This window comes from Pseudomonas abietaniphila (genome assembly GCF_039697315.1).
Lineage (GTDB): Bacteria > Pseudomonadota > Gammaproteobacteria > Pseudomonadales > Pseudomonadaceae > Aquipseudomonas > Aquipseudomonas abietaniphila_B.
Genome location: NZ_CP155619.1, coordinates 812,398 through 832,136 on the forward strand (window position 1 = coordinate 812,398; position 19,739 = coordinate 832,136).

The 19,739-nt window shown below is 58.4% G+C and carries 21 protein-coding genes; 9 read left to right on the plus strand and 12 right to left on the minus strand.

From position 1 onward, the window contains the following. Positions 1–89 precede the first annotated feature (89 nt). From ABDX87_RS03525 to ABDX87_RS03555, 7 genes are all read right to left on the minus strand, one after another. Positions 90–683, minus strand: coding sequence for an NADPH-dependent F420 reductase (locus ABDX87_RS03525; protein ID WP_346831618.1), 594 nt, complete (start codon positions 681–683; stop codon positions 90–92). Between the two features lie 50 nt (positions 684–733). Continuing rightward, on the minus strand, positions 734–1,312 hold the full coding sequence (locus ABDX87_RS03530) for a nuclear transport factor 2 family protein (protein WP_346831619.1): 579 nt from the start codon (positions 1,310–1,312) through the stop codon (positions 734–736). Between the two features lie 281 nt (positions 1,313–1,593). Beyond that, positions 1,594–3,477, minus strand: coding sequence for an amidohydrolase (locus ABDX87_RS03535; protein WP_431061304.1), 1,884 nt, complete (start codon positions 3,475–3,477; stop codon positions 1,594–1,596). 152 nt (positions 3,478–3,629) lie between these two features. Then, the gene (locus ABDX87_RS03540; protein WP_346831621.1) at positions 3,630–3,902 is read right to left on the minus strand and encodes a XapX domain-containing protein; all 273 of its coding nucleotides are present in this window, start codon (positions 3,900–3,902) and stop codon (positions 3,630–3,632) included. 83 nt (positions 3,903–3,985) lie between these two features. Continuing rightward, on the minus strand, positions 3,986–4,678 hold the full coding sequence (locus ABDX87_RS03545) for a hydrolase (RefSeq protein ID WP_346831622.1): 693 nt from the start codon (positions 4,676–4,678) through the stop codon (positions 3,986–3,988). Positions 4,679–5,104: 426 nt separating this feature from the next. Further along, positions 5,105–5,311, minus strand: coding sequence for a hypothetical protein (locus ABDX87_RS03550; RefSeq protein ID WP_346831623.1), 207 nt, complete (start codon positions 5,309–5,311; stop codon positions 5,105–5,107). A 203-nt stretch (positions 5,312–5,514) separates the two neighbouring features. After that, positions 5,515–5,640: a hypothetical protein gene (locus tag ABDX87_RS03555; protein ID WP_346831624.1), complete on the minus strand. Its 126-nt coding sequence runs from the start codon at positions 5,638–5,640 to the stop codon at positions 5,515–5,517. 159 nt (positions 5,641–5,799) lie between these two features. Between ABDX87_RS03555 and ABDX87_RS03560 the strand changes: the two genes are divergently transcribed. Continuing rightward, positions 5,800–6,540, plus strand: coding sequence for an SDR family NAD(P)-dependent oxidoreductase (locus ABDX87_RS03560; protein ID WP_346831625.1), 741 nt, complete (start codon positions 5,800–5,802; stop codon positions 6,538–6,540). A 314-nt stretch (positions 6,541–6,854) separates the two neighbouring features. Next, positions 6,855–7,748 carry a LysR family transcriptional regulator gene (locus ABDX87_RS03565; RefSeq protein WP_346831626.1) on the plus strand — a complete coding sequence of 298 codons (894 nt, stop codon included), beginning with the start codon at positions 6,855–6,857 and terminating at the stop codon, positions 7,746–7,748. A gap of 172 nt (positions 7,749–7,920) precedes the next feature. Here the strand turns inward: ABDX87_RS03565 and ABDX87_RS03570 are convergent, their stop codons facing one another. Next, entirely contained in the window at positions 7,921–8,817 is an 897-nt protein-coding gene (locus ABDX87_RS03570; protein WP_346831627.1) for a LysR family transcriptional regulator, read from the minus strand. Positions 8,818–9,045: 228 nt separating this feature from the next. On the opposite strand from ABDX87_RS03570, the gene ABDX87_RS03575 reads away from it, so the two are divergent. Further along, positions 9,046–9,675: a hydrolase gene (locus tag ABDX87_RS03575; protein WP_346831628.1), complete on the plus strand. Its 630-nt coding sequence runs from the start codon at positions 9,046–9,048 to the stop codon at positions 9,673–9,675. 133 nt (positions 9,676–9,808) lie between these two features. Here the strand turns inward: ABDX87_RS03575 and ABDX87_RS03580 are convergent, their stop codons facing one another. After that, positions 9,809–10,906 (minus strand): NADH:flavin oxidoreductase, encoded by a 1,098-nt coding sequence (locus ABDX87_RS03580; RefSeq protein WP_346831629.1) that lies wholly within the window; start codon positions 10,904–10,906, stop codon positions 9,809–9,811. Positions 10,907–11,033: 127 nt separating this feature from the next. On the opposite strand from ABDX87_RS03580, the gene ABDX87_RS03585 reads away from it, so the two are divergent. Further along, positions 11,034–11,906 (plus strand): LysR family transcriptional regulator, encoded by an 873-nt coding sequence (locus ABDX87_RS03585; protein ID WP_346831630.1) that lies wholly within the window; start codon positions 11,034–11,036, stop codon positions 11,904–11,906. A 313-nt stretch (positions 11,907–12,219) separates the two neighbouring features. Then, the gene (locus tag ABDX87_RS03590; protein ID WP_346831631.1) at positions 12,220–12,729 is read left to right on the plus strand and encodes a YkgB family protein; all 510 of its coding nucleotides are present in this window, start codon (positions 12,220–12,222) and stop codon (positions 12,727–12,729) included. A 43-nt stretch (positions 12,730–12,772) separates the two neighbouring features. On the opposite strand, the gene ABDX87_RS03595 is transcribed toward ABDX87_RS03590, so the two are convergent. The 3 genes from ABDX87_RS03595 to ABDX87_RS03605 all read right to left on the minus strand — a co-directional run bounded on the left by ABDX87_RS03595 (position 12,773) and on the right by ABDX87_RS03605 (position 16,367). Continuing rightward, positions 12,773–13,618: an AraC family transcriptional regulator gene (locus tag ABDX87_RS03595; protein WP_346831632.1), complete on the minus strand. Its 846-nt coding sequence runs from the start codon at positions 13,616–13,618 to the stop codon at positions 12,773–12,775. A gap of 274 nt (positions 13,619–13,892) precedes the next feature. After that, positions 13,893–15,704 (minus strand): ABC transporter ATP-binding protein, encoded by a 1,812-nt coding sequence (locus ABDX87_RS03600; protein ID WP_346833693.1) that lies wholly within the window; start codon positions 15,702–15,704, stop codon positions 13,893–13,895. Positions 15,705–16,037: 333 nt separating this feature from the next. Next, positions 16,038–16,367 carry a hypothetical protein gene (locus tag ABDX87_RS03605; RefSeq protein ID WP_346831633.1) on the minus strand — a complete coding sequence of 110 codons (330 nt, stop codon included), beginning with the start codon at positions 16,365–16,367 and terminating at the stop codon, positions 16,038–16,040. Positions 16,368–16,465: 98 nt separating this feature from the next. On the opposite strand from ABDX87_RS03605, the gene ABDX87_RS03610 reads away from it, so the two are divergent. The 4 genes from ABDX87_RS03610 (at position 16,466) to ABDX87_RS03625 (ending at position 19,721) form a co-directional block, all read left to right on the plus strand. After that, the gene (locus tag ABDX87_RS03610) at positions 16,466–17,344 is read left to right on the plus strand and encodes a MurR/RpiR family transcriptional regulator (protein WP_346831634.1); all 879 of its coding nucleotides are present in this window, start codon (positions 16,466–16,468) and stop codon (positions 17,342–17,344) included. 232 nt (positions 17,345–17,576) lie between these two features. Further along, positions 17,577–18,428, plus strand: a complete 852-nt coding sequence (locus tag ABDX87_RS03615) for a transporter substrate-binding domain-containing protein (protein WP_346831635.1) — start codon at positions 17,577–17,579, stop codon at positions 18,426–18,428. A gap of 8 nt (positions 18,429–18,436) precedes the next feature. Further along, on the plus strand, positions 18,437–19,054 hold the full coding sequence (locus ABDX87_RS03620) for an urea carboxylase-associated family protein (RefSeq protein ID WP_346831636.1): 618 nt from the start codon (positions 18,437–18,439) through the stop codon (positions 19,052–19,054). A gap of 22 nt (positions 19,055–19,076) precedes the next feature. Then, complete coding sequence (locus tag ABDX87_RS03625) at positions 19,077–19,721, plus strand: urea carboxylase-associated family protein (protein ID WP_346831637.1); 645 nt, start codon at positions 19,077–19,079, stop codon at positions 19,719–19,721. Positions 19,722–19,739: the final 18 nt, after the last annotated feature.

A 19,739-nucleotide genomic window follows, 5' to 3' on the forward strand; every position in this document is an offset into this window, starting at 1 on the left:
GGGCTGGATGCGTCCAGCATAGTCATCGAGGTGGGCGCGCGGCCCATCTCACGAACACACATCGCTCGTTGCGCTCAACGTGCATCGCCTTATTCCGGTGGATGCTCGGTCAAGTTGTGGAACAACAGTGGCCCAGGAAGGTTAAGAAGGCGGCCGCCCTCGTCAATCCGCCCGACACCAATCGGCGAGAACCCGAGTTGCTCTGCTATGGCTTTTACGGTCGAAGCAGCACGTTCATCGTTGCTGGATACGAAGACGACACGCTTTCCGCCATCTTGCGACGGATCCCGTGCGAGTACGGCAGCCGGAATCTGGTTGAAAGCTTTGACGATCGATGCGCCTGACAGCGCTTGGGCGACAATGTCAGAAGAGGGCCGCCCCGCCAGCGTTTCTGGCGATACGCCGAAGGCGTTGGTCTGATCGATGATGATCTTGCCAGCCCAGTCAGATCGACTGCGAGCCAGCGCTTGCACAGCGATAAATGGAATTGCCAGGAACAGAACCTCGGCCGAGAGCGCCTCTTCCAGAGAGGTGGCAGTGACGCTCTCTCCCAACTCTTCGGTGAGGGGAAGAATGGTTTCCGGCCCTCGCGTGTTTGCGATGGACACTGGAATCGCGACGCGTGCAAATTGGCGGGCAATGGCGGTTCCCACATTACCGGAACCAATAATGGCGTATTTCATCTTTTAACTCCTGAAAAGGAATGAAAGTCGAATGCTTACAACGGAAGTTGTTAATCCGCCCCAACCCTAAAGGGAGCTGCGTTCGTGGACGTCTTCAGCGTCCAGGAACCCGATTGCCGGAACGAAGCGGCTGTCGCATAGGTATCTTCCATGAACTGGAAATACGTCATCTTTCCGTTATGAACCTTGGCATGGATGGAAAACGGTGATGTCACGACGTGGTTGGCCGCGACGGAGCGATAGGTGAACTTACCGAAAATCGCGACATCCTCGCCTGAGGCGATCTTGGTCGTAATGGAAAAGTCTTCGATCTTCCAATAATCCGACACCTTCAAGAATAATGAGCTGAACGCTTTAGGGCCCTTATTGGTGCCGGTCCAAGGCATTATCTTTCTGAGTTCCGGGTTGTCGAAGTTAAGAGAAACGTAGGTGGCGTCCGGCGCCGCCAGCTTCTGTGCGGCGGCTTCAACTTTATCGGGTGCAGTATTGGCCAGAAATTCCATGACAACCGCAAGTGAAGCAGCAGACTGTGCTTCGCCAGTGGCCTGTGCTGCAGCGGGGTTTGCAGCCAGAACGCACGCGATAAGGGTCATGGCCCCGGCGAGCGACTTTATTTTAGAGGTAATCATCAACTTTCTCCGTTTGTATCGACCGTTTGAAGTTCGTGAAACTCAACGCATGCTGCCAAGGCCTGATGTATTCAAAGTGCATGGTTAGTACCTGCGCAAAAACACAATTCAGCCTCAATGAGGTTCGGTGAAAATGGCAGCAAAATTCCGAGAACCTGCGTTATCACTTTTTTGCTCTTTCACGTCGACCACGTCGACAAAAGGGACCAGCCGACATCTGCCCGCGATCCCGAGATGTTGTTAAAACGAGTTGGTGTTACCGCGCTCGTTCTGGAAGTGCCTTACACGGCCCAGCAGGAACAACCCAGGGCACCAAAGAAACTTCGCGGATCCGACACGGGAGCATTGGAGCCCCAAGCACTCGCATGGTCATGACCGTGCAGACCACAGCCGCTTGCGCAGCCGCAAGATGCAGCAGCCTGAGCGCGCACCGGCGCCAGCGAATTCCTGCCGGTGCCCTCCGGGTCTCCCCAGGCGCCGTAACCCTTGAATGTGCGGGTCGGCGACCAATCCGGCATCGCGGGCGGTAGCGGGTTATCGTCCAACGGAGCAAAGAGGCCGGCACCGTAGACAATGCGCCCGCCCACCACGGTAAGGTCGGAGGTCAGAAATGAAATCTCGTGCTCTGGGACCGAAAAGTAATCTTTGCTCGGCACGATCAGGTCAGCGAACTGACCGGCCTGGATGCGTCCACGTTTCCCTTCCTCGTTAGAAAACCACGCGACATTCTCGGTCCACATCCGCAACGCGGTTTCGCGATCAAGCAGATTGTTCTGTGGATAGAGATTCAGGCCGCCGACAGTCTTGCCGGTGACCATCCAGGACAGTGACACCCAAGGGTTATAAGACGCGACGCGAGTGGCATCAGTACCCGCTGACACGTTCACGCCTTTCTCCAGGATACGCTTCACAGGCGGCGTAGCCTGTGCAGCGCGGGCGCCATAGCGCTCAGCGAAATACTCACCCTGGTAGGCCATGCGATGTTGCACGGCAATACCACCGCCGAGGACAGCAATACGGTCGATCGATTTTTCCGAGATGGTCTCCGCGTGATCGAAGAACCAGTTAATGCCGATGAGGGGGATGTCCTCGTTGACCTTCTCAAACACATCCAGGGCACGAGTGATGGTCTCGTCATAGGTGGCATGCAACCGCCATGGCCATCGGTTCTGCGCCAGGATGCGGACGACCTCTTCCAGTTCTCCTTCCATCTGCGGCAGCAACTCCGGACGTGCTTGTCGGAAGTCCTCGAAATCGGCCGCAGAGAACACCAACATCTCGCCTGCACCGTTATGACGGAAGTAGTCGTTGCCTTGCTTGTACTTGACGCTGGACGTCCATTTGAGGAAATCGTCCTTTTCTTCCTTAGGCTTCTGCGTGAACAGGTTGTAAGCCAGCCTGACCGTCATCTGGCCATCATTGTCCAGCTTTTGAATCACTGCGTAGTCGTCGGGATAGTTCTGGAAGCCGCCGCCCGCGTCGATTACGCCAGTCACGCCCAAGCGATTGAGCTCACGCATGAAATGGCGGGTGGAGTTGACCTGGTAGTCGAAAGGCAGCTTCGGGCCCTTGGCCAACGTGGCGTAGAGGATCATGGCATTAGGCTCCGCCAAGAGCAGGCCCGTGGGGTTGCCATTGGCATCGCGGGTGATCTGCCCTCCTGGAGGCTCAGGCGTATCCCGGGTGTAGCCAACGGAACGCAAGGCAGCACCATTGAGCAAAGCCCGGTCATAGAGATGCAGCAGGAATACAGGCGTATCGGGCGCGATCGCGTTGATTTCGTCGAGGGTCGGCAGCCGCTTCTCAACGAACTGATGTTCGGTGAAGCCGCCGACCACGCGAACCCATTGTGGCGCTGGTGTGATGGCCACCTGACGCTTGAGCATGTCCATGGCGTCAGCCAACGAACGCACACCGTCCCAGCGCAATTCCAGATTGTAGCTAAGACCGCCGCGGATCATGTGGGCGTGGTTGTCAACCAAGCCAGGGAGCACGCATCGGCGCTTGAGGTCGATAACCTTTGTGGCGGCGCCAGCCAAGGGCATGATTTCCTGGTCTAGACCTACGGCCAGGAACTTGCCGTCTTTGATGGCGACAGCACTGGCGACCGGGTTAGTGCGATCAAGCGTAGTGAACTCGCCGTTTCGGAAAATGATGTCGGGAATGGAATCAGTCAATTTTGGACCCTTCTGTTCTTGGTGACTTCAAGAAAAGGTTGCCCCTTGGTGCGCGAGCCAAGGCCTGCGCGGAGGCTGCCATGAAAAATTTTCGACGGATTTCAGCGCTCGCGTGGTGGATCAGCGTCAAACCTGATTGCTCAGGTGTGACTGGATTCCTCCTCACGTTGCTGCGCAGGACGGCCAGGCAATTGACCGAGAACATGGTCCACAGCATGGGTTTTGTCGCAGGCAGCATTGAAGGTCGTTCCACTCAGCAAGTGTTTGCCGATCGGAATCACTTGCTCGCCAACCAGGATTCCGAGCAGTCCGATCAAGGCCACCAGCGGGGGCGCCGGCGAGCGCACATTCAGGAGGCTGTAGACGACACCAACAAGCAGGCCTGCAGCCAGGGACAATGCATATATCTTCATGCTTCACCTCTTGTTGCGGACGGTAAAGGCGGCGCTGTGGAGCTATCGCCTGGAAGCCAGGCGACAGCTCGTGCACAGCAGGCTTACTTGGCCGGGTTCGGACCGATACGTTCGCCGTGTTGCACGCGCTCGGGCGCCTTGTGGACCATGGTGTAGGCATAATCCACACCCATTCCGTAGGCACCGGAATGCTCCTGCACGATCGCCATCACCGCTTCATAGGTCTCTTTACGCGCCCAATCGCGCTGCCATTCGAGGAGTACCTGTTGCCAAGTGACCGGCACGATACCGGCCTGGACCATGCGGTCCATGGCGTAGTTGTGCGCATCAACCGAAGTGCCGCCCGATGCGTCTGCAACCATGTAGATTTCGTAATCCGTGTCGCGCAGACAGGACAGCGCGAAGGTGGTGTTGCAGACCTCGGTCCACAGACCGGATACGACAATTTTCTTGCGGCCAGTGCCTGCCGACTTTGCCAATGCATCACGAACGTTCTGGTCATCCCAAGAGTTCATCGAGCTGCGCTCAAGGATCCTGTTTTCCGGATACACCGCCAGCAGCTCAGGGTATGTATTGCCAGAGAAGCCTTCGGTTTCTACCGTGGTGATGGTCGCAGGAATGCCAAAGACTTTAGCGGCCTTGGCCAGCCCCACGACGTTATTCTTCAACACCTGGCGATCAATCGACTGCACACCAAACGCCATTTGTGGCTGCTGGTCGATGAAAATGACCTGGCTGTTTTGCGGGGTCAGGACCTCTAAAAGCTTATTGGACATGGAGAGTTTCCTTCATGAGTAAACGGCTTCGAAAGCGGCGTTAGAGTGCCGCATGAGCGGCGATTGCCCGTCCCTGTAGTGGCAAGGACAACAGTCGGGGCAAAGTCAGGGGACGCCGCGAAGCCCCCCTGAGTTTTCAAATATGAAATTCATTCAGCGGCGGCTTGTTCGGCCGCTTTAACCATTAATGAAGTCACTTTGTCCGTTTTGACGTCATCACAACGCGATCGAATGACAGACACAACGTTGGTGCCCGGAAGTTTGATTGATCGTCTCACCGCTGCAGTTTCAAGCGACGCGGTGCTCATCTGGAAGTTGCTTACCGCACCGTGCCTTACCGCGTCAGAACCTGACGATCCTGCCAAGTCTTAGTTTGAGTGCGACCGATAAGCGGGTTGGTGGATACGTGAGTGATCGGGGAAAAATTTAGCCGCTACGCGTGCAGAGTTCGCTGACGTGGATGGCAGGGATGTTAAATACGTCGTCAGCCTTCGGCATTGCCGTCGTATGGGTTACCGCAAAATGAATTTCATGGCTGCCCGGGTTTGTCAGCTGCAAACGTTGATGGTCGATAAGGGCGAGTACCAAATCGTCTGAGCGAAGAAGCGAAGCGAGACCGTTACGAAACTTCATCAACCCTCCTTATTATTGTGTCGGGATCTGGTGTGATCAGAGTCCGGATATAGGCGTTGTCGGCAACTTAGGCCAGCACACTATGCAGCGCTGCTGCATTGCTCCGCTAGTAGCGAATAATGATTAACTGTGTCGCCTAACTTGGAACACTGAAGCATTGATGGGGGTGTAAGGACTGCCGATCGACACACTGGATAACGACCTTACTGGCCACCTGATTCGCCGGATTGCCATGGACGAGCCATGTCACGCTTGAAGGTCGAGTTCCAGCGCAGGAATCCCTCTTCTGAGGCAGACGGCAATGGCTGCCCGCTCTTGCTCGAACTCATGCACAGGCTCTTGCGTTCCGCTTTGGACGACACAGTTTGGCGTTGCTCAGGGCTACAACCAAACGGATCGGGCTCCTACTATCGCTGTCCTCAGCGTGGCTGACTTCACTATTGATGGTGGAGCGCGGCCACATAATCGCCACAAAGAAAGGTGAATCAATGATTGATTTGAACGGGAAACGTGCGTTGGTGACGGGAGGTTCGCGAGGCATCGGCGCTGCAATTGCACTGGCCCTCGCAGAGAACGGCGCTGATGTCGCGTTCACTTATCAAAATTCGATCAGCAAAGCTGAATCAGTTGCCGCCTCTATCCAGGGAACAGGGCGCCGCGCAATCGCAATCAAAGCCAACAGTGCCGACACGGAGGCCATTACGCGATCAGTCACCGAAGCCGTCTCGGCGCTTGGCGGACTTGATATTTTGGTTAACAACGCGGCCATCGGCCTCAACGGAATGATTGCCGACATCAATCTGGACGATTACCAGGCGCTGATGGACATTAACGTACGAGGGCCGGTCCTGTTTGCAAAGGCGGTTATTCCGCATCTGGCTGCTGGCGGGCGCATCATCTCGATTGGCTCAGGACTGGCGGAGCGGGTGCCATTTCCGGGAGTGACCGCTTATGCCATGTCCAAGTCAGCGTTGCTCTCGTTCACCCGGGGCCTCTCGCGCGAACTCGGCCCCAAAGGGATCACTGTGAATCTGGTCCTGCCTGGCTCGACCGATACCGAGGCAAATCCGGCAGATGGCCCAGCGGCCGATTTCCAGCGAAGCATGTCGTCGCTGGGACGTTTTGCAGAACCGCATGAGGTGGCGAGCGCAGTAGTCTATCTGGCCAGCCCTGCGGCAAGCATGATCACCGGCGCCATCCTGGCCGTAGACGGAGGCGCGATCGCTTGAGCGATCCTCACCGAAACGGCGTTCAAGCGGTGGTTACAGCTGCACGAACAGCGGGCTAGCCACGGCTTGCGCGGCAGTTCCCAGGCTAGATTCGAGGCACCGCAGCGCTTGTCGAGGCCTCTTCTGTCGAGCGCCCCCCGGCCCTCTGCGACCTCTACCACGTCAAGGCAACCGCTCACCCGGTCAGCCTTGGACGCGGGGTCTACCCCCTCCCGAGATGACCCACCTAAAGCCACGTCTGGCTTCGTAAGGTTGTCCCCACTTTTAACCGGTGGAATGGATTTTATCGATGTTATTTGTCGAGGAGTTGAGTATTGGACATTGAAGAGCTCCAAACCTTTGTTCAGGTTGCTGATGCTGGCGGAGTTTCGCCCGCTGCGAGGCGTTTGGGTGTCACGAAATCCGTGATCAGCCGCAGACTTCTGCGACTGGAAACTCAGCTCGGTGTACAGCTACTTGCCAGAACGACCCGTGGAGCCGCACTCACTGATGCGGGGATTACCTTTCGAGAATATGCCGCCCGGATCGTCGCTGAGATCGAGGCCGCCAGAGATGCCATTCTTCCAGCTGGAGAACTTCAAGGACGCTTGCGCATCGCAGCGCCCATCTCATTCGGTCCGACGCATCTCGCGCCGGTGCTTGCGCAAATGGCGCGCCGTCACCCGCTTCTAAATATTCACACGAACTACAGTGATCGGACCGTTGATTTGATCGGTGAGGGTTACGACTGCGCTATTCGGGTGGGGCATCTACAGAGTTCCAACTTGATCGCGAAACGTGTGGGAAGCATCTACGGCAAGCTTGTGGCCAGCCCGGAATATGTGAAAGCGAATGGCGCCCCCGAGACACCTACCGAGCTTCTCGACCACCAATCGCTGATGCAAGGGACTGAAAGCTGGCGATTCATGGACGGCGACAAAATCATCACCGTCAATCCGCAGGGACGTTTCAAGGCCGACAATCCCGTCGCCCTCGTTGCGGCCGCCGTGGCAGGCCTGGGCCTGGGGTATCTTTCTGACAGCGTCACCGAAGAACACATCAAAAACGGCGCTCTCGTGCCGGTGATGGTCCGTTATCCGCCACTGCTGGCGGGAATCCACGTAGTTCGTCCACGGAGTCGACATCCGACGCGAAAGATTCGGGTGCTCACTGAAATGCTGGTCGAGTGCCTGGATAAAACCCCGGACCCATGGCACGAGTCATCATGAGGCGCTCAGCGCTTACGCCTGACACGTTCGTATCGCTGTGCGTCGTCCCTGCCCTGCCGCGCGCTTTTCTTATCCCCGGCCTTTCAGTCATGCGGCTGCAGAGCACCGCCGACGATCAGATTAAACTGTCCCGCACGCGACGTGCGGTTCGGGAGCGCATCCCGGGGCGACCTCAGTTATGCGGGGTTCCGGCAAAGTGAGGAGACTGTCCGAAATACTCGATCAGCAGATCGGTCAGCACACGAATCTTCTGAGCCGGATGCTGACCTGACGGGCGAACCACGTAGGCACCCGCAGGTGGCGCCGGAAAACGCGTCATGATCGGCACCAGCGCGCCGGACACCACGTTGTCGTAGGTGAGGCAATCGGGCAGGTAGGCGATCCCCAGACCTGCTACGGCGGCAGCGACCAGCGCGATGCCGTTGTCGGCCCTGAAGCGCCCGCGCGGACGCACCGAGACCACCTTGTCGCCATCCATGAATTGCCAAGTCTCAGTTCCGGTCATGAGGGCCTGGTGGGCGATGATCTCCGCCGGTTCCTGAGGCGATCCATGCGCCTCGATGTAACCTGGACTGGCGAGCAGACTCGCGTTGATCGGGCCGATGCATCTCGCGATCAGGTTCGAGTCCGGAAGATAACCAACCCGTATCGCACAGTCGAAACCTTCGGCAATGACATCCACAAAGCGATCGCTGTAGCAGGCCTGGACATGAAGCTCCGGATGGCGTCGGGCCATTTCCGCGAGTATCGGTGCGAAATGGGTCGGGCCGAAGGACAGCGGCGCAGCAACGCGCAGTCGACCCCGCAGCGCCCCAGTGGGCAGGATCGCCTCTTTGGCGACGTCCATCTCGGTGCAGACCCTGGCTGCGTAGTCGCGGAATGTGGCGCCGGCCTCCGTCAGCGCAGCCCCGCGGGTGGACCGAGCAAGCAGTTGCACGCCAAGCTCCTCTTCCAGCCGCGCCAGCCTGCGACTCACGATTGACTTGGACACACCAAGCCGAACCGCAGCCGGCGACACGCCGCCCGCATCAGCAACCTCAACGAACGTCTGAAGCTCTTCGATATTCAAATCAGCGTTCCCCCATCCGCAACACAGTTCATCGCCTGATGCTACTACCGAAGCAGATACAGGAACAGCAGAATGCCGCTGTCTCCTCTGGCAGGTTGCTGTTGACGCATGCCTTTCGAACGCCTGCATCCTCATTCGCCGCATGCGGCCTGGCGACCGCGGCCTCAGGAGGTGCGATATCCATCCCTGGCACAGACATGAATCAACAACCACTACAAGGACCCAGTAATGGCGAGCGAAATCATCCGCAATACTCAAACCGATCAGCTGTTAACGCCCGAGAATTCGGCGTTGATCATCATCGACTACCAGCCAATCCAGGTGTCCTCAATCCGCTCGATGGCCCGTGAAGAGCTGATCTTCAACATCACCGGCGTCGCTAAGGCTGCGCTCAACTACAACCTCCCCATCATTCACTCCACCGTCAACGTCCAGACCGGTCGCAACAAGCCACCGATTCAGCAATTGCAGGACGTGATTGGCCACCTGCCAACCTACGACCGCACCTCGATCAACAGCTGGGAGGACGTCGAGTTCAAGCAGGCGGTCAAAGCACTTGGCCGCCGCAAGCTCATCATGACCGCGCTATGGACCGAAGCCTGCCTGACGTTCCCTGCGCTGGACGCGATCCAGGAAGGCTACGAAGTGTATGTGCCGGTCGACGCGGTCGGCGGCACGTCGGTCGCCGCACACGAAGCAGCGCTTCGCCGCATGGAGCAAGCGGGCGTGAAGCTCATCAGCCGCGTGCAGATGTACTGCGAGCTTCAGCGCGACTGGTCACGGGAGGCGACCGTTCCCGGTTTCATGGGCGTGTTTGACAGCTTCGACGGCTTCAACCCTGAAAGGGCCGCCGAATAAGGCAGAGACCTTGCGCAGTCGGGGGTCAGAGGCCAAACCCTGCCGGGTTGGCCTGGCCAAGCCGACCATCGATACGCGATATTTCCAATCAGGTCATCGCTTTATTGAAGCGTCCTTTAACGCTCTGATAACCCTAAGCCAGCTCACTGTCCTTGATGTTCGCGATAGGCCCTAGCAGTGAGAAGTCAAACGCCTCCAAGGGTTGATTCATCACCAGCCGCGTTGGGTAATCAGGGTTAGCCAGCGCGCCTTTACCCAGTGCGACGATATCAGCGCCGTCGTTGAGAACGTGCTCAGCATGCTGAGGGTTGTCCAGACCGCCATTGGCAACTAGAACGACCCCAGGAGCATGACGACGCGCCAGGTTGACCAGGCTGGGGCCGCGCTCGCTGAATGCGGGCTCCCACGCTTTGTGTTCTGTGACGTGAATGTAATGGACACCTGCGTCTTGCAGAGACCCAAAAATGGTCTCGGCGGCAGCTTCGCCTTCAGCCCATTTGTGTGCGTAATCGTTGACCTTGCCCTGTGAGATTCGAACACCAACGGGAGCCCCTCCGACGGCAGCCCTTACGGCTTTGATGACCTCCAACGTCAGGGCGATTCGATTACCTACGCTTCCCCCCCAGCGGTCATTTCTCTGGTTTGTGTAGTCGGTGAGGAATTGATCGAGCAGATAGCCGTTGGCGCCATGAATTTCTACGCCATCGAACCCTGCACTCCCGACTGCCAGTCTTGCGGCATTGGCGAACCCTTCAATGGCATCGGCGATGTCTTCATCCGTCATGCTCCTGGGTACAGCGTATTGGCCCTCGCCATAGTAGAACTTCATCTGCTCCCCTTTAGGGCGTACAGCGGACGGGCCGGCCGTTTCACCCAGGAAACGGTTTCCCTGATTCAAAGCGCCTGCGTGCATCAGTTGCGCGAAGATAACGCCTTGATGATCGTGTATCCGTCGGGTAACGGCTCGCCAGGCCAGGGCTTGTTCGGCATCCGTCATGCCGGGTTGAAACGGATAGCCTTGGGCGAATTTTTGATCGGTGTAAATCCCTTCCGTAATCACCAGCCCAAAACCGCCCTTGGCAAAGCGTTCGTAGTATTGACCCATCTTCTCCGAGGCGCTGCCCTGTTCAGTCGCGCTGATGCGGGTCATGGGGGCAACAGCGAGCCGGTTCTTTAATTTCAGATCGCCAATATCGAAAGTGGCTAGAATCTTTTTGCTGGACATGTTCATGTGATTGAGCCTTCGTTGGCCAGAGATTCATTTCCAAGGCCTTATGGTTGGCGACGATATCCCCAATCAGGTGAAGGCAGAAGCCGGCCGGGGAGATAAGGCGGCGTAACGCAAAGAGATATAATCGATGCAGATTCCGGATGTTGAAGTGTTCGCTGCCGTGGCAACCGCCAGCAGCCTTTCAGGGGCCGCGCGACGACTTGGGCTGTCAGCCATGACCGTGTCCCGACGGCTTGCCTCGCTGGAAAAAGAGTTAGGTGTGCGGCTTGTCCAAAGAACAACCCGCTCTGCGTCCCTCACGCCCGAGGGAGAAGTACTGTTACCGTTCGCCAGAAGCATTCTGGAGGCTGACGAGGCCGCGCGCGCTACATTGAAAGCGAATGCCGGAACGGCCAGTGGTTTACTCAGAGTCACCGCGCCCACTGTGTTCGGCCAGGAACTGATCATGCCGGTGATTCCCCGGCTGCTCGCCGAAAACCCGGCACTGCAGGTTGATCTGACACTGTCAGATCGCATCGTCGACATCGTGGGCCTGGGTATCGACGTCGCTATCCGCATCGCGACGCTGAGCGATTCAGGGTTGGTAGCCCGCGCGCTTGCTCCGAACCCAAGGGTCATCTGCGCAAGTCCTGATTATCTCGCCAGACAGGGTACGCCTACCCGCCTTGAAGACCTGAAAGGTCATCAATGCATTGGCTTGCATGGCATGCCTTATTGGCCATTTGTCCATCAGGGAGAGTCGGTCTCCATCCGTGCTGAGGCATCGTTCTCGGCCAACAGTGTCGAGTCCGTCAGAGCGGCCAGCAAATTGGGACTGGGCCTGGCCATGCTGACTTACTGGGACGTACGCAACGAGCTCGCGGATGGCAGTCTGGCTCTCGTCGAGTTGGAGGATGTCGTGCCTGAGCAACTGTCCATCGCGGCAGTGCTTCCAACTCGTCAGTACGTACCCAACCGCGTGCGCGTACTTCTTGAACACCTTGAACGGGCCTTGAAGTAGAGAAGCGATTTAGCGGCTTATTGACTCAAATGGTGACTGGCGGCCGGGAGGGATGTGCAAGGAATACACAGTCCTCTCGGGCGGCGATTGATGCACGCCGCCATGCTTCCAAAGTGGCAAGGCCGTTCTAATGATGACGTGCTACAACACGGCCATTGTTTTGAGTTTGGACGAGTCAAGACGATCTGCACCGAACGCAATACGTTCTAACACCACGAGCGTGCACACAAAGGCAACACTGTTTCCACTCCCATCGCCCACGGCGCAGGGTCGGTAATCAGCGTTCCTTATCACACTCCTGGAAGCATTGATCATGAAAACCTCAAGAATCGAAAACGACGAAACCAACAACGCACAAACCCCTTCAACGCCTGGGTATAAAATCATGGCGCTTGGTATTTATGGGGCCTATTTTGCACTCGCCGTCATTTACTTCTGGTTCGGCGGCATGAAGTTCACGCACTACGAAGCAGCCGGGCTTGTTCCGCTCGTAAGTAACAGCCCCTTTCTGGGGTGGGTTTATGACATTTTCAGCGTCGATACCTTCTCCAGTCTGCTCGGTGTGCTGGAAGTATCGATCGGTACACTCATTGCTGGTCGCTTGTTGTCACCGAAGCTGTCTTTGATAGGTGGCGCGCTGTCTGCCGGACTGTTTTTCACCACCTTGAGCTTCATGTTTTCAACCCCCGGCGTGATCGAGCCTGGCCTCGGTTTTCCCGCTATTTCTGTCGCTCCAGGCCAGTTTCTACTCAAAGATATCGGGCTACTTGCCGCCTCGATATTTGTGGCCGGCCATTCGCTGATGGCCCTGGAACGCCGATGAGCCGATGATCGCCACTGAAATGACCTGAAGGGATCCGATGCTTTCAGGTCATTGCCCCCTCTTCTCCGCCTGCCACGTCCTTCATCCAGTCCCGAGGACTGTAGCCAGTCTTGCGTCGAAACGCGCGAGCAAGTGCCGAGGGACTTTCATAACCCACTTCGGAGGCAATCAGAATCATCGACCGGCCTTCACGAAGACGCTTCTGCGCCAGGCTGATACGCCAACTCAACAGATAATCGGCGGGCGTCTGCCCGATGATTGCCCGGAAGTGCACTGCGTAGGCCGCCCGGGACATATTCGATTCGCTCGCCAGTCCCGCAATTGACCACGCCAGATGAGGTGCGTTGTGAATCTGCAAAAGGGAGCGTGACAGCCTCGGATCGGCTAGACCCGCCATGACCCCGGTCTGCAACTGGTGGTGATCGAGTAGATGTCGAACCAACAGGATGACCAACAACTCGAACAAGCGTTCAAGCGCAGCCTCCCGGCCACAATGCGAGCCCGCCGCCTCGCGGAACATCCATTTCAGCGTATCGGCCAGCATGGGTAGTTCATCCAGCGACAGCACCAGACAATCGGGTAATGAAGCGGACACCGGATTGTCGACCCCTCCCTCAAACTCCATCGTTGCACACAACAACTGAGCGCCCTCGGACTCACCGGCAAACAGTTGATGCCGACTCGGACGCGGCATGAAAATCAGGCTGGGCCGGGTCAGCAGCAAGTCCTTACGATCAGGTCCCCGCAATGTAACGCTGCCAGCCTGTAGCAAGTGGAGATAACCACGTCCTTGTGCACCGTCATAAGACGACAAACCGCACAGCTTGCCACTGTAAAACAGGTTTGCGCGCACGCCGAACTGCGATAACAAAGTAGACAAGCGATCCATGGACAGTCTCTTGGCAGGAAATGCACGCTCAAATCATAACATCGAAGGAGTGCGCCACTTTGTGGCCGGCCGGCCTTCTATTCAAACTCGAGTGAGCAGGAAAATGAGACAGAGCGCGGAAGAGTTGATCGACGTACCGGAAGCGTTGAGGTTGGTACGATCTGATTGGCAATCCCGGCCATCGGTTGATCTGCCTGCGGATCGCCGGGCTTTTCAACCGTGAATATCTGGATGACGAAACGCATATTGCCTCGTCAGTGGGTAGTCGGGGCGGTTACCGATACCCACGCGCCTGGATGTTGAACAGGCTGGCATAGCGCCCGCCGCCAGCCATCAGTTGCACGTGGGTTCCTTGTTCCAGAATCCGGCCCTGATTCAGCACGATGATGTGATCGGCGTTGCGCACGCTGGAGAATCGGTGAGAAATCAGCAAACTCATGCGCCCCTCGGCGTACTCGCGGAAATGCTCGAATACGGCAGCCTCGGCCCCAGCGTCGAGGGCGGCCGTCGGTTCGTCCAGAATCAGCAGATCGGCCTCACGGCGCATGTACGCCCGAGACAGCGCCACCTTTTGCCATTGCCCACCGGACAATTCCTGCCCACCGACGAACCAGCGCCCCAACTGCGTGTGGTAGCCGTTACTCAAGCGCTCGATGAAGTCGGCGGCGATCCCTTGCGTGGCCGCATCGCGCCAACGCGCCTGGTCATCGAAAGCGTCGACGTCACCCACCCCCAGGTTTTCGCCGACCGTCATCTGGTAACGGATGTAGTCCTGAAAGATCACCCCGATGCGCTGGTGCAAGGCCTGTTCGTCCCAGTCCTGCAAATCGCTGCCGTCCAGCAGGATCCGGCCTTCGTCAGGCGTATAGAGTCGGGTAAGCAGTTTGATCAATGTGGTTTTACCCGAGCCGTTTTCGCCCACCAGGGCCAGGCTCATGCCAGGCGTCAGGTGCAGGCTGATGTCGCTGAGCGTAGGGTGCGCGGCACCCGGGTAGCGGAAGCCCAGGCGTTCGCAGCGCAGGCCGTCACCAGGGCGTGCACCCGCCTTCAGCGTGCCGCGTTTCGGTGCCACCGGCACCTCAAGGTATTCGTAGAGGTCAGACAGGTACAGGCCGTCCTCGTACAAACCGGCAATCGCACTGAGGCTGGCAGTGATGGCGACCTGGCCTTGCTTGAACAGCACCAGGTACATCGTCATCTGTCCCAGCGTGGTCTGGCCGCGCACGGTGTCCAGCACCACCCAGGCGTAGGCCACGTAGAACGCAGCAGTGCCCAATAGCCCGAGGGCAAACCCCCAGGCGTCGCGCCGCACGGTGAGCCGGCGGTCTTCGGCGTACAGGCGCGTGAAATTGTCGCGATAGCGTTGCAGCAACAGCGGCGCCATGCCGAAAAGCTTCACTTCCTTGGTGTGCGCCTCATGGGACAGCAACGATTCCAGGTAATTTTGATGGCGAGTTTCCGGGGCGCGACGCTGGAACAGCCGGAAGGCATTACCGGAAAAATGCGTCTCGGCGAAGAACACCGGCAGCGCGCCGACCACCAGGATCAGCAGCGCCCAAGGGGAAAAATGCACCAGCAGCACCGCAAAGCTGACCAGCGAGATAAGGTTTTGCGTCAGCCCCAGGCCTTTTGTGACGAGGCCCAGTGGCCGGGTCGATGCATCCCGGCGCACGCGCACCAGCTTGTCGTAAAAGGCCGAGTCCTCGAACTGCAGCAGCGAGAAGGTCTGGGCCTTTTCCAGGATCATCAGGTTGACCTTCTGCCCCAACTGCACCCGCAGTAGCGCTTGTTGCATTGAAAGCGCCCGTTGCGCCGCGGCCAGCAACGCCAATACGCCCGCCTCGGCCAACACGTAACGCAGGACCGGCCATAGCGGCGCCTGGCTGCCACTGCCAAGGATCTGCATCGCCTGAACCACCGCGTCGACGATCCGCTGGCCGATCCATGCGGCGAGCGCGGGCAAAATGCCGGCGATCAGCGTCGCCACGATCAAGCCGCTGAACAACGGGCGGGAGGTCGCCCAGACGAGACCGACCGCCCTGCCGCTCTGGGTTGAAAATGCAGTCAAACGGTTAAACAACGACATTAAAGGCGCAGGCTCCGGGTAGTCAGTGACCGGCCATTGTACCGACGAGTTCGGCATGCCTCGCCGGTCTTGTTGATCGCTACAGCGCATTCTCCGGATGAACCCGGACCGGCCTGAAGGACTGAGTGATGTGGTTTCGGTAAATTGGTGAAGACTACCATTCGGGCAACCAGCGAGGATTTCTGTATCTCAACACCGGAAGGCAAGTTGATTGAGTTCCTCGGTCAGGGAAGCTGCCTCCACTGGACAACGAGAGCGCCTCTCAAACAATTTCTTCCCGTACGGGTACCAGCGCTCATCCCGGGCAGGCATTGCTCCCCAATGCCGATTCATTCAACGACGCCGCACCTGCCCTTGATCACTCACGACCCACGGCTTTTGATCGGCGACGATATGAACCCCGCCCACCCAGCGCTCCGCTGGCGCGCAGTCGAGCCAGTTTGTGCGCCCCTGCAACACGCGTTCACCCAGCGCCGTGAGGCGAATAGCGCGTTTTTGCCACTCGCCCTGCGGCTGTTCATGCAGCAATGGCTGCGGCGAATCGATCATCGGTCGCAGCAGCGCATGGAACATCAAATCGCCCAGATACGGCAAAGGCTCATAGCTCAGGCTGAGATGCCCGAAGACTTTTCCTGAGGGCAGCTCGCCGTGGTCTGCCAGCACGCGCAAACCGACAGGCCCGAACGGCGCTTCTCCAAGTCACTACCGCGCCGAGACATTTTGTATAAACTGCCGCTTTCGTTCAGTCCGGGGGCCGATCCATGTCATCGAAGGTAATTTCCAGATCGGCCGAACCCTCGGCATCGCTGGAGAGCCGCATTCGCAGCCGTTACGACCAGATGTCGGCGGTGGAACAAAAACTGTCCGATGTCATCCTCGCCTCCCCTGGCCAACTGGCGATGCAGACGGCCACCGAGCTTGCGATCAGCGCTGGCGTATCGAAAGCGACTGCGACCCGGTTCTTCAGGGCGCTGGGCTATGACTCCTACGACGCGGCTCGGCGCGAGGCACGCAAAGCCAGCAGCGCCGGCTCCCCTCTCTACCTGCAACACCTGAACGATGCCGACCAGGACCCCAAGGCGCTGATGCAGCATCACCTGGATCAAGAGATCGCCAATCTGGCGAAAACCTACGAGTCGTTGTCGCACAATGATCTGGCGCAGATGGCCCAGGCCATCGCCAAAGCACGGCGTGTGGTGCTCATCGGCTTTCGGCACAGCCAGACCATTGCGGTGATGTTTCGCAGCAACCTGATCCAGGTGCGCGATGACATCCTGCTGCTCCCGGCGCCAGGCGACAGCCTCGCCGAATACCTGGCGGGACTGGACGGGCGCGATGTGGCGATCTGCATCGGGCTGCGTCGACGCGTCCCTGAACTGGAAAGCGCCATGTCAGCGATGGCTGAGCTTGGCGTGCACCTGCTCTACATTTCCGACGTGTTGGCCGGTAAACCGGCAAAGCTGGCCCGCTGGGTGATTCGCTGCCACACCGAAGGCAGCCTGATGTTCGACAGCAATGCCAGCGTGGCCGGAGTCACCAACCTGATCTGTTCACTGGTGGGCAAAGAGCTGGCAGGTGAGAGATCCACTCACCTTGCACAAGCCGAAGTGCTGCATCAGAAACTCCAGGCACTGGAATAAGTGATCAGTGCGCTGTCTTGGGCCGGCAGCCTCCGCAATACGCACCAGCTTTGGGCGCAAACGGATTTAATAGCGGCGTTGATCGCCCGACAAAGAAACATACGTTTCTTTAAATTAATTGCTGAAACCTTTGTTTCTTAAGGTCTGCACAGTTTCTTGACCTCGATTCGCCGCTGCTGGCACAGAAACTGCGATACCCCTTGGGTCAACCCATCTACCCAAGGGCGCCACCATGAAAAAAACGTTTCCCGGATTTCCGCTCGTACTGGCCGCCATGACGCTCGGTGTCAGCCTGCATGCCTCGGTGTCCACTGCCGATACGCTGGATGACGTCAAGGCGCGGGGCACGCTGGTCGTGGCCATCGACCCGACCTTCGCGCCCTATGAGTACACCGATGACAGCGGCGCCATCACCGGGTATACCCCGGCGATCATGGCGCAGGTGGCGAAATCCCTCGGCGTGAAAGTCGAATACCAGAAAATGGCCTTCAGCGGGATCATCCCTGCCTTGATTTCAGGTTCGGTGGATGCTGAAGGCTCCTCACTGAACGTCACCGCCGAGCGCGCGGGCAAGGTGTTGTTCGTCGCGCCCTTTGGCAAAAGCGTCAATGCGGTGATGACCCGCGCCGATGACAAACGCCTGGACCCGGCCAGCCTTAAAATCGAGAGCCTGGCCGGTCTCAGCGCCGCCGTGAAAACCACCTCAGCCCCCGAGCAGCTGGTCAAGCAATTCAACGTCGAGCTGAAAGCCAAGGGCCTGGCGCCGATCAAGATCGTCGGCGTAGACAGCGTCGACCAGACCCTGTCGGCACTGATGACCAAGCGCGCCGACTTCATCCTCGACGACATCACCGTGCTGGGCAGCCTGCGCAAACAGCACCCGGACAATCTGCGTCAGGTCGGTGAGCTGGGCGACAGCCAGTGGATCAGCTGGGCCACGCGCAAGGACGACACCCGCCTGAACAAGGCCATCAGCGACCAGATCATCGCCATGAAAAACTCCGGCGACCTGCAGAAATTGCAGCAGCAGTACCTGGGCGTGACCTTCGACCTGCCGTCCCAAGACTTTATTCCTGCCAAGTGAGAACCCCTATGTCTTCATCATCCATCCACGTTCACGTGCCCGCCGGGCACGGCCGGACTTTCGAAGTGCGCAGTGGCCAGTTCATCACGGTGATCGACCGCGATGGCCAGCAAGCGGCTGACTTCGTGGCTGTCGTCAATGGCCAGACCGATCACTACCTGTCACCGACACACACGCGTCGTCGCCTCGATTCGCTGTTCTTCAGCGTGGGCGACAGCCTGTATTCCAACGCCGACGAGCCCTTGTTGCACGTGCTGCAGGACACCGTCGGCGTCCATGATGCCAACGTTCCGGCCTGCGATTGCACACGTTTCAGTGTCGATTTCGGGGTCGACGGCCACCGCAACTGCCTGGACAACATGCATGAGGGCCTGAGCCATTACGGCGTGTTGCCGGTGAATGTCCCCGAGCCCTTCAACCTGTTTCAGAACGGCCCCGTGACCGCTGACGGCCGCATGCAAGTGACCGACCCGATCAGCAAGGCCGGCGACCGCATCGTTTTCCGCGCGCTTAAAGATCTGGTCTGCGCGGTGTCGTCCTGTCCGCAGGACATCATTCCCGGCAATGGTTTGTTGGTGACCCCTATCGACATCGTCATCTCCGATGACGAACCGTTGTCCGCTTGACTGCCCGCTCAAGGAGTAACCCATGCTGTTAATGAAAGAGGCCACCGAAACCCGAGCGCCGCTGCCCATGCAGACGGTCACGGTCGATGCCGCCAGCGCCGGCTCGATCCTGGTCAAGCGCGGCCAGTTGTTGCGCATCACCGCACTGGAAGACGGCGCGGTGGCCAGCCTGTTCGGCTTCAGCGAAACCGATCCGAATGTGCACCTGTCCGTCCACCACACTCGGGTGTTCAGCAACTCTTACGTATTGGGCGCCGGCATGCGCATGGTCAATAACCGCAGGCGTCCGGTGATGGTGTTGGGCAAGGACAGCGTCGGCCAACACGACCTGCTGTTGCCGGCATCGACCAGCGCTTTTCTTGCAGCCAACGGCTATGCCAGGCAAATCGGCTGTGTCGAAGCGCTGCAGGCCGAACTGCAGAGACTGGGTCGCCAGCAGCCCAAGCTGCCCGATCCCATCAACCTGTTCATGAACGTGCAACTGGATCAGCGGGGAACGTTGACGCCGTTACCCACGACCGTGAAAGCCGGTGACTCGGTGACCTGCCGTGTGGTGCTCGATACGGTGTTCGTGGTCTCGACCTGCTGCACGGGTATCCCCGGTAATGACACGCCCGGGGCCGTCCGGTTGTCGGTGGCCGAAGACCTCAGCGACTTCGCGGGCTAGCCGATGATGACAGGCGCA